The sequence below is a fragment of the Kribbella endophytica genome (genome assembly GCF_054781295.1).
In genome coordinates, this window is the sequence record NZ_BAAGUR010000001.1 from 2,828,781 (window position 1) to 2,842,514 (window position 13,734).

At 69.0% G+C, this 13,734-nt stretch carries 14 protein-coding genes; 11 read left to right on the plus strand and 3 right to left on the minus strand.

The genetic code is table 11. The features are described from left to right. Positions 1-171 precede the first annotated feature (171 nt). The 4 genes from ACYVIO_RS13500 (at position 172) to ACYVIO_RS13515 (ending at position 3,160) form a co-directional block, all read left to right on the plus strand. On the plus strand, positions 172-783 hold the full coding sequence (locus ACYVIO_RS13500) for a hypothetical protein (protein ID WP_460651064.1): 612 nt from the start codon (positions 172-174) through the stop codon (positions 781-783). A 122-nt stretch (positions 784-905) separates the two neighbouring features. Then, on the plus strand, positions 906-1,211 hold the full coding sequence (locus ACYVIO_RS13505) for a hypothetical protein (RefSeq protein ID WP_460651065.1): 306 nt from the start codon (positions 906-908) through the stop codon (positions 1,209-1,211). Then, positions 1,211-1,444, plus strand: coding sequence for a hypothetical protein (locus ACYVIO_RS13510; protein WP_460651066.1), 234 nt, complete (start codon positions 1,211-1,213; stop codon positions 1,442-1,444). Before ACYVIO_RS13505 ends, ACYVIO_RS13510 begins: the two co-directional genes overlap by 1 nt. Positions 1,445-1,585: 141 nt before the next feature. Then, on the plus strand, positions 1,586-3,160 hold the full coding sequence (locus tag ACYVIO_RS13515) for an acyl-CoA mutase large subunit family protein (RefSeq protein WP_460651067.1): 1,575 nt from the start codon (positions 1,586-1,588) through the stop codon (positions 3,158-3,160). On the opposite strand, the gene ACYVIO_RS13520 is transcribed toward ACYVIO_RS13515, so the two are convergent. Together ACYVIO_RS13520 and ACYVIO_RS13525 are read right to left on the minus strand one after the other, a co-directional pair. Next, complete coding sequence (locus ACYVIO_RS13520) at positions 3,157-4,344, minus strand: amidohydrolase (RefSeq protein WP_460651068.1); 1,188 nt, start codon at positions 4,342-4,344, stop codon at positions 3,157-3,159. The two genes, ACYVIO_RS13515 and ACYVIO_RS13520, sit on opposite strands and share 4 nt — an antisense overlap. A 12-nt stretch (positions 4,345-4,356) precedes the next feature. Beyond that, the gene (locus ACYVIO_RS13525; RefSeq protein ID WP_460651069.1) at positions 4,357-4,836 is read right to left on the minus strand and encodes a hypothetical protein; all 480 of its coding nucleotides are present in this window, start codon (positions 4,834-4,836) and stop codon (positions 4,357-4,359) included. A 282-nt stretch (positions 4,837-5,118) separates the two neighbouring features. On the opposite strand from ACYVIO_RS13525, the gene ACYVIO_RS13530 reads away from it, so the two are divergent. From ACYVIO_RS13530 to ACYVIO_RS13560, 7 genes are all read left to right on the plus strand, one after another. After that, the gene (locus tag ACYVIO_RS13530) at positions 5,119-6,195 is read left to right on the plus strand and encodes a BMP family lipoprotein (protein WP_460651070.1); all 1,077 of its coding nucleotides are present in this window, start codon (positions 5,119-5,121) and stop codon (positions 6,193-6,195) included. Between the two features lie 94 nt (positions 6,196-6,289). Continuing rightward, complete coding sequence (locus ACYVIO_RS13535; protein WP_460651071.1) at positions 6,290-7,840, plus strand: ABC transporter ATP-binding protein; 1,551 nt, start codon at positions 6,290-6,292, stop codon at positions 7,838-7,840. Beyond that, entirely contained in the window at positions 7,841-9,052 is a 1,212-nt protein-coding gene (locus ACYVIO_RS13540; RefSeq protein ID WP_460651072.1) for an ABC transporter permease, read from the plus strand. Next, positions 9,049-10,335 carry an ABC transporter permease gene (locus ACYVIO_RS13545; protein ID WP_460651073.1) on the plus strand — a complete coding sequence of 429 codons (1,287 nt, stop codon included), beginning with the start codon at positions 9,049-9,051 and terminating at the stop codon, positions 10,333-10,335. Before ACYVIO_RS13540 ends, ACYVIO_RS13545 begins: the two co-directional genes overlap by 4 nt. A gap of 94 nt (positions 10,336-10,429) precedes the next feature. Further along, complete coding sequence (locus ACYVIO_RS13550; RefSeq protein WP_460651074.1) at positions 10,430-10,819, plus strand: cytidine deaminase; 390 nt, start codon at positions 10,430-10,432, stop codon at positions 10,817-10,819. Beyond that, the gene (locus ACYVIO_RS13555) at positions 10,819-12,096 is read left to right on the plus strand and encodes a thymidine phosphorylase (protein ID WP_460651075.1); all 1,278 of its coding nucleotides are present in this window, start codon (positions 10,819-10,821) and stop codon (positions 12,094-12,096) included. Before ACYVIO_RS13550 ends, ACYVIO_RS13555 begins: the two co-directional genes overlap by 1 nt. Positions 12,097-12,233: 137 nt before the next feature. Further along, a complete protein-coding gene (locus tag ACYVIO_RS13560) occupies positions 12,234-13,094 on the plus strand; it encodes a DNA-3-methyladenine glycosylase family protein (RefSeq protein WP_460651076.1) in 861 nt (286 codons plus the stop codon). On the opposite strand, the gene ACYVIO_RS13565 is transcribed toward ACYVIO_RS13560, so the two are convergent. After that, entirely contained in the window at positions 13,024-13,698 is a 675-nt protein-coding gene (locus ACYVIO_RS13565) for a DUF998 domain-containing protein (protein ID WP_460651077.1), read from the minus strand. The two genes, ACYVIO_RS13560 and ACYVIO_RS13565, sit on opposite strands and share 71 nt — an antisense overlap. Between the last annotated feature and the right edge of the window lie 36 nt (positions 13,699-13,734).

The following is a 13,734-nucleotide window of genomic DNA, read 5'->3' on the forward strand; positions in this document are numbered from 1 at the left end:
TGCCGATCCGTGGACGACACTGTCCGGGCCACCGAGTGACGCGCTGGTAACCACCAGACGATCGCCGATGGCGCCCAGCCGAACACCCGGCGTCACCACTCGGCACGACCGCCGTCGCTTGCCGGCCGCACCCTCTACGCTCGGGTCCTCCAGCGACCCCAAGGACTTCGAGTGCCCGGTGCCCTGCCGTCAAGCATTGCCGGACCGACAACCCAAGAGGCCGGCTACTTCGCCGCGCCCCACACCCGGGTCGCCGACTGGTTTCATGCCGACGACGGGAAGTGGTCCGTAGGATCGCCGCGATGGACGTCGCTCCAGGATGCCGCCGCCGCACTGACACCGACGGCCCCCATCACCCGCTACGCGTTCGTCGACCTGGCCGGCTGGACCCTGATGCTGAACAACGGGCCGAACGGCACCGACGTCGGCCTCATGCCGAGTCTGGCCGCCCGCGAACTCCGGTGCCGCGCGATCCGCGCCGTGTGCGTCCCCGACGAGGGGCCTGGGTACCCCGCACGGATCCTCGAGGTCTACGGCCCGGACACGGAGTCACCCTTGGCACTGGAACGGTCCGTGGTCGCTGCCGATGACGGCGGACGGTGGGTCTTCGAGGCCAGCGGCCGCCCGTACGAATTCGAGGATGGCGACAGCCGTCACCGCCGGCACAAGCGGGATCGCTTCACCTGCGAGATGCTCCACCGCTACCTGCGAGCCCTCGGCGTCCCGGCCACCGCCGAGCCTGACTGGGCTACCGCCGTACTGATCGAATTGCTCCCTACGTGAACCCGACACCGCTGCTCCCACAGCCGCTGGGCGTTTTCGGGTTGGTCGGAGCGCGGCCCTTCGAGCTGCTCGCGCACGCGCTGGAGCCTCTGAAGGGAGCAGTGCCTCCCCAGCTTCGGCCGATGGTCGCGCACTATCTGCGCGAAGGCTCTGTCGTCCTGCCGGTCATGGAGTACGCGGAGGACGTTGTGGGCGGCACCTTCGGAGTCTCCGGCGGCTCAGGCGTGCTGTCGGACGGTAGGTACTACTGGCGAAGAGACGCGGCCGAGTACGTCGCGCACTACGGAACAGATGTCGGCGCGGCCGCAGTCGAGCACATGCGCGCCCAGGCCTGGACCCCTCCCGAGCTCAACGCCGATGAGCTGGCATCGCTCGACAATCAGATCTACCAATCCCTGCGATCGAGGAACAGAGGTGCAGCAGGCTGATGGCGAATGAACGAGTTCAGATCGAACTGACCGGAGATGAAGCACTCGTCCTGTTCGAGTGGGTCAGCCGGTTCAACAAGCGCGAAGACGTCGAGTACGAGGATCAGGCCGAGCAGCGTGTGCTCTGGGACGTGGAGGCCACGCTCGAGGCGGCGCTGGTGGAGCCTTTCAGCAGCGAGTACGTCCAGCTGCTCACAGCGGCACGGGCGCGCGTGAGGGATCGCCTCGAGTGATCGAGTACGCCGTACCGGCAGGGCAAACCCGATGCGATGGTGCTGTGCACCGTCGGCAGGTGAGACCTCGCTCACGGTGCGTGCTCGATCTCACCAGGGTGGGCGTACCAGTACGAGCACTGGGCGGCTTACCGTGGGGGGATGAGCCATCAGACCGAGTCCGGATCGGACTTTCAGCCCGTGTACGGGCCGCTGGACGGGTTTGATCCGGCGGAGAAGCTGGGGGAGCCGGGGCAGTACCCGTTCACGCGGGGGGTCTACCCGACGATGTACACGCAGCGGCCGTGGACGATGCGGCAGTACGCCGGGTTCGGGACGGCGAAGGAGTCGAATCAGCGGTATCACCAGCTGATCGACGCCGGGACGATGGGGCTGTCGGTGGCTTTCGACCTGCCGACGCAGATGGGGTACGACTCCGACGCGGAGCTGGCGCACGGCGAGGTGGGCAAGGTCGGCGTCGCGATCGACTCGATCGACGACATGCGGATCCTGTTCGACAAGATTCCGCTGGATCAGGTGTCGACCTCGATGACGATCAACGCGCCGGGCTCGGTGCTGTTGCTGCTGTACCAACTCGTCGCGGAGGAGCAGGGGGTCAGCGGCGACAAGCTGACCGGGACGATCCAGAACGACGTGCTCAAGGAGTACATCGCCCGCGGCACCTACATCTACCCGCCGAAGGAGTCGCTGCGGCTGATCAGCGACATCTTCGGGTACTGCCAGGCCGAGCTGCCGCGGTGGAACACGATCTCGATCTCCGGCTACCACATGGCCGAGGCGGGGGCGACGCCCGCGCAGGAGATCGCGTTCACGCTGGCCGACGGGATCGAGTACGTCCGCGCGGCCGTCGCCGCCGGGCTCGACGTCGACAAGTTCGCGCCGCGGTTGTCGTTCTTCTTCGTCGCCCGGACCACGCTGCTGGAGGAGGTCGCGAAGTTCCGCGCCGCCCGGCGGATCTGGGCGCAGGTGATGCGGGACGAGTTCGGCGCCAAGAACCCGAAGTCGCTGATGCTCCGCTTCCACACCCAGACAGCCGGCGTGCAGCTCACCGCGCAGCAGCCCGAGGTCAACCTGGTCCGCGTCGCCGTGCAGGGCCTGGCCGCCGTACTGGGTGGCACGCAGTCACTGCACACCAACTCGTACGACGAGGCGATCGCCCTGCCGACCGAGAAGGCGGCCCGGCTCGCGCTGCGGACGCAGCAGGTGCTGGCCTACGAGACCGACGTAACCGCGACGGTCGACCCGTTCGCCGGCTCGTACGTCGTCGAGGCGCTGACCGACGAGGTCGAGGTCGCGGCGCGCGAGCTGATGGACCAGGTCGAGGAGTTCGGCGGCGCGGTGGCCGCGATCGAGAAGGGCTTCCAGAAGCAGGAGATCGAGCGTTCGGCGTACAAGATCGCGCTGGAGATCGACAGCGGCGAACGGGTCGTTGTCGGGCTCAACAAGTTCAAGGCCGCCGAGGAGGAGCCGTACGAGCCGCTCCGCGTCGACCCGGCGATCGAGGCCCAGCAGGTCGCCCGGCTGGAGAAGCTGCGCGCCGAACGCGACCAGGCCGCCGTCGACAAGGCGCTGACCGACCTGCAGAACGCTGCCCGAGGCAACGACAACTGCCTCTACCCGATGAAGGAAGCCCTGCACGCCCGCGCGACCGTCGGCGAGGTCTGCAACGCCCTGCGCGAGGTCTGGGGCGTCTACGTCCCCACCGATGCGTTCTAGTCGAGCAGCGCCGAGGACACCAGCACCTTCGTCCCGAGGGTGATGGCGTCCTCGGACGGGTCGAAGCCCGGCGTGTGCAGGTCAGCCGCGCTCTCCTGACCAACAGGCCGTACGCCGAGCCGAGCCATCGCACCCGGCACATGCTCGAGGTACCAGGCGAAATCTTCTCCGCCGAGGCTCTGATCCGTCTGCGCGAGCGCGTCCTCTCCCAGCGTCTGCGACACCGCGGTCCGGAACACCTCGATCGCGGCCGGGTCGTTCATCACCGGCGGCACGCCATGCGTGACCTCGGTATCAACCTGTACGCCGTACGGCGCAACCAACTGCTCGGCGAGCCCCGGGATCAGCTCGGCGGCCAGCCGCCAGGCGCTCACGTCGAGGCAGCGCAGCGTGCCCTCGGCCTCGCCGCGCGCCGGGATCGCGTTCGCGGCCGAGCCGGACGTGATCCGACCCCACACCAGCGACATGCCCGCCCGCGGGTCGACCCGGCGGGACAGCGCGGCAGGAAGCTCGGTGACCAGCGTCGCCAGCGCGTAGACGAGGTCGCCGGTCAGGTGCGGCCGCGACGTGTGCCCGCCCGGACCGGTCAGCCGGACGAGGATCCGGTCGGCCGCAGCGGTCAGCGCGCCGACCCGCAGGCCGACCTGGCCGACCTGCAGCCGGGGATCGCAGTGCAGCCCGAAGATCCGCCGTACGCCGTCCAGACCGCCGGCCGCGATCACGCCCAGCGCGCCGCCGGGCATCACCTCTTCGGCGGGCTGGAAGATCAGCCGCACCCGCCGGTCGAGCAGCCCGTCGCGGGCCATCCCCGCCAGCACCAGCCCCGCTCCGACGAGCGCGGACGTGTGGATGTCGTGGCCGCAGGCGTGCGCGACGCCGTCGATCGTCGAACGCCACGGGTTGTCGATCGCGTCCGGCACCGGCAGCGCGTCGATGTCGGCGCGCAGCGCGACGCAGGAGTCGCCCGACCCGATGTCGCAGATCAGCCCGGTCCCGGTCGGCAGCACCTGCGGCGAGAGCCCGGCGTCGACGAGTTGTTGCCTGATCACCTCGGTCGTGCGCACCTCGTGCCATCCGAGCTCCGGGTGCGCGTGCAGGTCACGCCGTACGGCGATCGACTGCTCCCGCACCTCCTCGACGCGGGCCGCGACGTCGGACAGCAACAGGTGGCGCGAGTTTCCCATCGGCCGATCATCTCATCCGGTGCTGATGGACTTCGGGGAGGCAACGACCACCGTCCAGGTGGCAGCGGCCGGCGCGCTGATCGTGAGCGTCTCCTCGGCGGCGTCGGTGATGACCTGGTGCCGCGACCGAACCTGGTCGCAGGGCGTGGAGATCATGGTGCCGGTGCCGATCGAGTGGACCTGCAGGGCGCCGCCGCCGGCGCAGCGGATGTAGAGCGTGTACTTCGGTGCCGCCTTGATCTTGAACGAGTTCGGGTCCGGGCCCTTGCCGGACCTGGTCGCCACGGCGACGTCGGTCCGATCGAGCTGGACCGAGACGTCCGGGCCGGTCGGCGGCGGCGTGCCGAGGGAGGACGTCGGAGCCGCCGTCGCGCCGGGGGTCGTGGAGGCGGGACTGGGCGCGGCGGGCGGTGCGGCCGAGGTCTCGCCGTCGCAGGCTGTGAGCAGGGCGAGCAGGAGCACGAGCGCCCCCGTCGTACGGGCTGCTGACATGCAGTGATCCTTCGAACGGAGCGGGCGGCTCGGCGGTCACCGAGGGTGATCGCACTTTAACCCGCGACAAGGCGAAGGAAGGCGCTGCGTGATCCGGGAGGCGCGGACCGTGACCGATCCGGAGAAGTTGCGGAGTTGTGACGAAAGCGCCGGTCACTTTCCGGTATCGAGGCCGTCTTGACGTTCAAAGAAGGCCACACCGGCCCCTATAGTCTGCGGATGCGGCACGCTGGGGAAGGTGTGCCGCGTACAAAGCAATCGGTTCGACGAAGGAGACGTCCGGTGAAGAAGTACGTGCGGGGACTGGCGATCGTGGGCGCGGTGACGCTCGCCGTCGCCGCGTGTGGCAGCAAGCCGACCGAGGACTCGGCCGGCGGCAGCGCCAACAAGGACTTCAAGGCCTGCATGGTCTCCGACTCGGGTGGGTTCGACGACAAGTCGTTCAACCAGACGTCGTACGCCGGTCTCCAGGCGGCCGTCAAGGACAAGGGCCTGACCGAGGTCAAGGCCGAGTCGAAGTCGGACAACGACTACCCGACCAACATGACCGCGATGGTCCAGGCCGGCTGCAAGGTCATCGTGGCGGTCGGCTTCAAGCTCGAGGACGCCACCGACAAGGCGGCCACGGCCAACCCCGACATCAAGTTCGCGATCGTCGACTCGGCCCCGGCCAAGCCGATCGCCAACGTCAAGCCGCTCGGCTTCAACACCGCGCAGTCCAGCTTCCAGGCCGGCTACCTGGCCGCCGCGATGTCCACCTCGGGCAAGGTCGGCACCTTCGGCGGCATCAAGATCCCGCCGGTGACCATCTTCATGGACGGCTTCGCCGAGGGCGTGCGCTACTACAACCAGGCCAAGGGCAAGAACGTCCAGGTGCTCGGCTGGGACGACGCGAAGCAGTCCGGTCTGTTCACCGGTGACTTCGAGGACAAGGCCAAGGGCCAGAACACCGCGCAGAACCTGATCACCCAGGGCGCCGACATCATCTTCCCGGTGGCCGGCCCGTCCGGTCTGGGCGGTCTGCAGGCGGCCAAGGCCAGCAACGGCAAGGTCAACGCGATCTGGGTCGACACCGACGGTTGCGAGAGCGCCGCGGAGTACTGCTCGGTGCTGATCACCAGCGTCAAGAAGGGCATGGACGTCGCCGTTCAGGACGCCGTCGTCTCCGTCGTCGACAACAAGTTCGACAACAGCCAGTTCATCGGCACGCTCGACAACGGCGGTACGTCGCTGGCGCCGTTCCACGAGTTCGACAGCAAGGTTCCGGCCGAGCTGAAGGCCGAGCTGGAGCAGCTGAAGACCGACATCGTCAGTGGCAAGGTCCCGGTCGCGTCGAAGGCGCAGCCGAAGGCTTCCTGACCCTGGAGACATCTCCGTAGTACGGTGCGAGCCAGGAAGGCAGAACCCCCACCGGGGTCGCCTTCCTGGCTCGCCGTCTGAAGAGAGGCCGCAGATGCATCTAGAGCTCTCGGGGCTGACCAAGAGCTTCGGCTCGCTGGTCGCCAACGACCACATCGACCTGGTGATCGAACCGGGCGAGATCCACTGCCTGCTCGGTGAGAACGGAGCCGGCAAGTCGACCCTGATGAACATGCTCTACGGGCTGCTGCAGCCCGACTCCGGCGAGATCGTGATCGACGGCGAGAAGGTCGCGATCACCTCGCCCAGCGACGCGATCGGTCACGGCATCGGCATGGTGCACCAGCACTTCATGCTGGTCCCGGTCTTCACCGTCGCCGAGAACATCATGCTCGGCCGGGAGAACACCCACGCCGGCGGTGTGCTGGACCGCAAGAAGGCGCACGCGCTGGTCACCGAGCTGTCCGACCGGTACGGGTTCGAGGTCGATCCCGAGGCGCTGGTCGAGGACATCCCGGTCGGCGTGCAGCAGCGGGTCGAGATCATCAAGGCGCTCACCAACGACGCCCGGGTGCTGATCCTGGACGAGCCGACCGCGGTGCTCACCCCGGCCGAGATCGACGAGCTGATCACGGTGATGCGGCAGCTCAAGGAGAACGGCACCTCGATCGTCTTCATCACCCACAAGCTCAAGGAGGTCAAGGCGATCGCGGACAAGATCACCGTGATCCGCCGGGGCAAGGTGGTCGGGCAGGCCGAGCCGTCGGCGTCCGAGGAAGAGCTGGCCGAGCTGATGGTCGGCCGCGCGGTCGACCTGGTGGTGGACAAGGAACCGGCCCAGCCGGGTGCCGCGGTGCTCACGATCGAGGGCCTGACGGTCATCGACGAGCGTGGCTTCACCGCCGTCGACGCGGTCGACCTGGAGGTCCGGGCCGGCGAGATCCTCGCCGTGGCCGGTGTCCAGGGCAACGGTCAGACCGAGCTCGCCGAGGCGCTGCTCGGGCTCACCCCGATCGCGGCCGGCAAGATCTCGCTGGACGGCGCCGACCTGACCGGCCGGAGTACACGGGACCGGCTCGACGCGGGGATCGGGTACGTGCCGGAGGATCGCGGCCACGACGGCAACGTCGGCTCCTTCACCGTCGCCGAGAACCTGGTGCTGGACCTGTTCCGCAACGAGCCGTTCGGCCGCGGGCTGTCGCTGCGCACCGACGAGATCGAGAAGAACGCGTACGCCCGGATCGAGGAGTTCGACATCCGCACGCAGGGCGCGGACCTGCCGGTCTCGTCGCTGTCCGGCGGCAACCAGCAGAAGGTCGTGCTGGCCCGGGAGCTGTCCAGGCCGCTGAAGCTGCTGGTCGCGTCGCAGCCGACCCGCGGTGTGGACGTCGGCTCGATCGAGTTCCTGCACACCCGGATCGTGAAGGAACGCGACCAGGGCACCGCGGTGCTGATCGTGTCCACCGAGCTGGACGAGATCGCCGCGCTGGCCGACCGGGTCGCGGTGATGTACCGCGGCAAGGTCGTCGGCGTCGTACCGTCCGACACCCCTCGCGACGAGCTCGGCCTGATGATGGCCGGGGCGTCCAAGCGCGAGGCCGAGGTCGTGGCGACCGAGAACCCGACCACGTTGGGAACCATCTAGATGAGCAACGACACGGCCACCGAGCCGGAGCAGACGCCGGCGCCCGCGAGCCCGGTCAAGGAGCCGGCCGCGAGCGGGCTGCCGTCCTGGGCGGTGCAGGGCCTGGTCTCGCTGAGCGCGATCGTGCTGGCGCTGGTCGTCGGCGCCATCCTGATCATCGTCGGTGACGACGAGGTGAAGGCCGCCGTCTCGTACTTCGGCGCCGCGCCGCTGGACACCCTGTCCGCCGCGCTGACCGCGGTCGGTGAGGCGTACAAGGCCCTCGCCGTCGGCGCGCTCGGCGGGATGAACCCGATCGCGGAGTCGCTGACCCAGGCGACGCCGCTGATCTGCGGCGGCCTCGCGGTCTCGCTGGCGTTCCGGACCGGGCTGTTCAACATCGGTGCCCAGGGCCAGCTGATCATCGGCGCGATCCTGGCGGCGTACGTCGGGTTCGCGTGGCACCTGCCGCCGGTCCTGCACCTGGTGCTGGCGATCGTGGCCGGTCTGATCGGCGGTGCGATCTGGGGCGGTGTGGTCGGCCTGCTGAAGGCGCGGACCGGGGCGCACGAGGTGATCGTCACGATCATGCTCAACTACGTCGCGATCTACCTGCTGCAGTGGTTGCTGACGACAACGGCGTTCAAGCGGCCCGGCCGCGAGGACCCGATCAGCCCGATCGTCGACGCGAACGCGCAGTACCCGCAGATGGGCGACACCCGGCTGCACGTCGGGTTCCTGCTCGCGCTGCTGGCCGCGGTCTTCGTCTGGTGGTTGCTGAACCGCTCGACGATCGGCTTCGAGCTGCGCGCGGTCGGCGCCAACGCCGACGCGTCCCGTACGGCGGGCATGTCGGTCGGCCGGGCCTACCTGATCGCGATGGTCGTGGCCGGCGCGCTCGCCGGTCTGGCCGGAACGCAGCAGGTGCTCGGCACCGATCTGCCGCTGACCGACGGCGTCGCCGCCTCGATCGGGTTCGACGCGATCACCGTCGCGCTGCTCGGTCGCGGGACGCCGCTGGGCACGGTCCTGGCCGGGCTGCTGTTCGGCGCGCTGAACGCGGGCGGTCTGCAGATGCAGTTGCAGACGCAGACCCCGCTGACCCTGACCACCGTCCTGCAGGCCGTGATCGTGCTGTTCGTCGCGGCCCCGGCGCTGGTGCGCTCGGTCTTCCGCTTCCTGCCCAAGGAACGCGGGATCGGCGCCGTCCTCGCGAAAGGCTGGAACGGATGAGCGACACCAAGGTTCAGGACGCGGTCCGCGAGCCCGCGCCGGCGGCGATCGAGGCTCCGGCCGACCGGACGCGGCGGTTGCGCGTCGGTGGGCTGATGCTGGTGTTCGCGCTGATCGGGTTCGGGCTGGCGATCTTCACCAACGGCGGCAAGGCGACCTTCCAGCTGGTCTCCGGCGACCTGCAGAACAACCTGCTCGGCGTACCGGCCCAGCCGGTGGCGATCTTCCTCGGCGTGCTCGGACTGGTTGCCGCAGGCGCCTACGTCGTACGGCGGGTGCCGCAGAAGTACTCGGGCTGGCTGGCCGTCGTACTGGGGATCTGCTTCATCGGTGCGTTCCTGTGCTGGGCGGCGGCGGGCAAGACGTTCCCGCTGGCGAACCAGTTCCAGGGCACGCTGAACTTCGCGACCCCGCTGATCCTCGGCGCGCTCGCCGGCGTGCTGTGCGAGCGGGCCGGCGTCATCAACATCGCGATCGAGGGGCAGTTCCTGGTCGGCGCGTTCACGGCGGCCGTCGTGTCCAGTACGACGGGCAGCGCGACGGCGGCGCTGATCGCCGCCGCGGTGAGCGGCGTGCTGATGGCGTGGCTGTTGGCGATCTTCTCGATCAAGTACCTGGTGAACCAGGTCGTGCTCGGGGTTGTGCTCGTGGTGTTCGCCTCGGGGATCACCGGGTACCTGTTCGACCAGTTCCTGCAGGAGGACGCGGAGAGCCTGAACACGCCGAGCGTGCTGTCGGCGGTGAAGATCCCGGGGCTGGGTGACATCCCGTTCGTCGGGCCGATCCTGTTCAACCAGACGGTCCTGGTCTACCTGACCTACCTCGCGGTCGCCGTCGTCACGTTCGTGCTCTTCCAGACCCGCTGGGGCCTGCGGGTCCGCGCGGTCGGGGAGCACCCGAAGGCGGCCGACACGGTCGGCATTCGCGTGAAGCGGGTGCGGTACTCCGCCGTCCTGTGGGCGGGTGTGCTGGCCGGTCTCGGCGGCGCGTTCTTCACCGTCGGGTACGCCGGGTCGTTCTCGAAGGAGATGACCGCGGGCAACGGGTTCATCGCGCTCGCGGCGCTGATCATGGGCCGCTGGCACCCGATCGGCGCGATGGTCGCGGCGCTGTTCTTCGGCTTCGCGACGCAGCTGCAGTCCCAGCTCCAGATCATCCAGACGCCGATCCCGGGCGAGTTGTTGCTGATGGCGCCGTACCTGGCGACGGTGATCGCCGTGGCGGGGCTGGTCGGCCGAGTGAGAGCTCCGAAGGCCGATGGTGAGCCCTACGTCACCGAGTAGCTCGGCCTCCGGCCAGGCTCCGGCCTCGGCCTCCTCCTCTTCCCGTCCGTCCCCGCCCGCAGGGCGGGGGCGGGCGGTGGGGGATGCTGGTGGGGTGGATGTCGACTGGGAAGCTCTGCGGGCTGCTGCTGTGGCTGCGATGCGTCGCGCGTACGCGCCGTACTCCGGGTACGCCGTGGGGGCGGCCGCCCTGGTGGACGACGGCCGGGTGGTTGCCGGGTGCAACGTCGAGAACGCGTCGTACGGGCTGACCTTGTGTGCCGAGTGCGGAGTGGTCTCCGCGCTGCACGCGACCGGCGGCGGACGGCTGGTGGCGTTCACCTGCGTGGATCACAACGAAGAGCTGCTGACGCCGTGCGGGCGGTGCCGGCAGCTGCTGCACGAGCACGGCGGGCCGAACCTGCTGCTCGAATCGAAGACCGGCAGCCGACCGCTGCGCGAGTTGCTGCCGGAGGCCTTCGGGCCGGAGAACCTGGAGGACTAGTGAGCTTCGACGCGGTGGACGTCATTCGGACCAAGCGTGATCGAGGTGAGCTGAGCGACGGGCAGATCGACTGGGTGATCGACGCCTACACCCGCGGCGCGGTCGCCGACGAGCAGATGTCGTCGCTGGCGATGGCGATCCTGCTGAACGGGATGACCCGGCGCGAGATCGCCCGCTGGACCGCGGCGATGATCGCGTCCGGCGAGCGGATGGACTTCGCGAAGCTGTCCCGGCCGACCGCGGACAAGCACTCGACCGGCGGGGTCGGGGACAAGATCACGTTGCCGCTGGCCCCGTTGGTCGCGGCGTGCGGCGTCGCCGTACCGCAGCTGTCCGGGCGGGGACTCGGGCACACCGGCGGGACGCTCGACAAGCTGGAGTCGATCCCCGGCTGGCGCGCCGCGCTGTCGAACACCGAGATGATGAACCAGCTCGAGGACGTCGGCGCGGTGATCTGCGCGGCCGGCGACGGGCTCGCGCCGGCCGACAAGAAGCTGTACGCGCTGCGCGATGTCACCGGTACGGTCGAGGCGATCCCGCTGATCGCCAGCTCGATCATGAGCAAGAAGATCGCCGAGGGGACCGGCGCGCTGGTGCTGGACGTGAAGGTCGGCACGGGTGCGTTCATGAAGGACCTCGCCGACGCGCGCGAGCTGGCCGAGACGATGGTTGCTTTGGGCACCGATGCCGGCGTACGGACTGTTGCTCTGCTGACCGATATGTCGACACCGCTCGGGCTGACCGCGGGGAACGCGCTCGAGGTGCGCGAGTCGCTGGAGGTCCTCGCGGGAGGTGGTCCGGCGGATGTCGTCGAGCTGACTGTTGCTTTGGCGGCGGAGATGTTGGCGGCTGCTGGGGTGACTGATGTCGACCCGGCGGAGAAGCTGCGGGATGGTTCGGCGATGGATGTGTGGCGTCGGATGATCGCGGCGCAGGACGGCGACCCGGACGCGGAACTGCCGATCGCGCCGGAGCAGCATGTGGTCAAGGCGGAGTCGTCGGGCGTTTTGAGTCGCCTGGACGCGCTGTCGATCGGTGTCGCCGCTTGGCGTCTGGGTGCTGGTCGGGCGCGCAAGGAGGACCCGGTCTCGCCGGTCGCGGGCATCGAGCTCCACGCCAAGCCAGGCGACGAGGTCACCGCCGGTCAGCCGCTGCTCACCCTCCACGCCGACGACGCGAGCCGCTTCGAGCGCGCGCTGGAGTCTCTGGCCGACGCAGTAGAAATCGGTACGCCGTACGAGGCCCAGGCGCTGATCATCGATCGCATCACCGCCTGACCCGCTTGTGGTTGGTCGCCGCTGTCTCGCCGGATCACGTGGCTGGAACGTCCCGCCGCGGCCGGCGGGAAGAGCGTGAGATAGAGAGCCGAGTTTCTCCCCGTGGATTGTCGGTGGGGTGGGGCAGGGTGGGGTCTGTGACCTCTTCCGAGCACCAGCTGACCGCGGCGGCGCCGTTTGACTTTGGGTTGTCGTTGCGGTTTGTGGGTGGGTTCTCGCCTACTGCTGGGGAGCAGCAGGTTGGGGGTGGGCGGCTGGTGAAGGCGTTGCGGGTGGGTGGGGAGACCGTGCTGGCCGAGGTGTCGGCGCAGGGGACCGCGGTGGAGGTCCGGCTGACCGGCGCGCGGGGGGACACGGCTACAGAGGCTGCGTTGGATCGGGTTCGGTTCTTTCTGAGTTTGGATGATGAGCTGGGGGAGTTCTACGCGCTGGCGGACGACGCGTTCCGGCCGGTGGTGGAGCGGTTGTACGGGTATCACCAGGTGAAGTTCAGTTCGCCGTGGGAGAACGTTGCCTGGGCGATCCTGTCGCAGCGGACGCCGAGAGCTGTTGCGGTGCAGGCGAAAGCGGCGTTGATCGAGCGGACCGGCAACCTGTTGGAGGCCGACGGCATCGTTCACCCGGCGTTCCCCGACGCCGAGCAGGTGGCGGCGCTCGACGATCTGGCCGAGGTGGTCGGCAACGTGCGCAAGGCCGGCTACCTGCAGGGCGCGGCCCGGCGCTGGCTCGACCTGTCCGAACAAGAGCTGCGCGATGCGCCGTACGACGAAGCCAAGGAGCAATTGCTGTCGCTGCCAGGGATCGGCCCGTGGTCGGCGATGTTCGTGATGATCCGAGGCCTGGGCCGGACCGACGAGCTGCCGACGGAGAAGGAGTTCCTGCGGGCCGCCGCCCGCGTCTACGGCCGGGCGCTCGACGAGGAGGCGCTCATCCAGTTGTCCGAACGCTACGGCCCTTGGCGCGGCTACTGGGCGCACTACCTGCGCGCTGACGGATGAGTGAGATACCGGTGATGAGCAGCCAGAGTGGTACGCCGTAGGCCGTCACGCGCTCCATCCCGCCGACGCCGATCCCCAGTCCGTGGCCGCCGAAGTGCAGCACCATCGCGACGACCCCGAGCAGGCCGAAGCCCACGGCGTACCAGCGGGTGCGCGTGATCGAGCCGGACGGCAGCAGACCCACGAGCAGCAGAGCCAGGTTGCCGAAGAGGAAGATCACCACCGCGCCGCCGAGGACGTGCAGGTCCTCGTTCACGTCGGCCGGCGACAGCCCGGCGACGATCCATCCACCACCGGTTGCTGCGAGCAACAATCGCACGAACCAGGACACCACCCCGCGCGGCCAGGCGCGAGCGGTCAGTAGCACGCCGCCGATGACCAGCACCCCGCCGAGCACGAACGAGACGTTCATCAGGTCGTGCAGCGGAGAGCACACCCAGCGCCCGCCGAACTCGCCGCAGTGAACGTTGCCCAGGTCACTGATGTTGTTGTCCGCCCAGCTGTACGGCGTCTCCCAGCCGAGCTGCACCACCACCATCAGTACGAAGAACTGCAGTACGCCGACCGCCCACGCGATCGCCCCAACCCTCGTCGATCTGTCCATACGCCGACGCTAGGGACCGGAGCGCCCGTCTCCCAG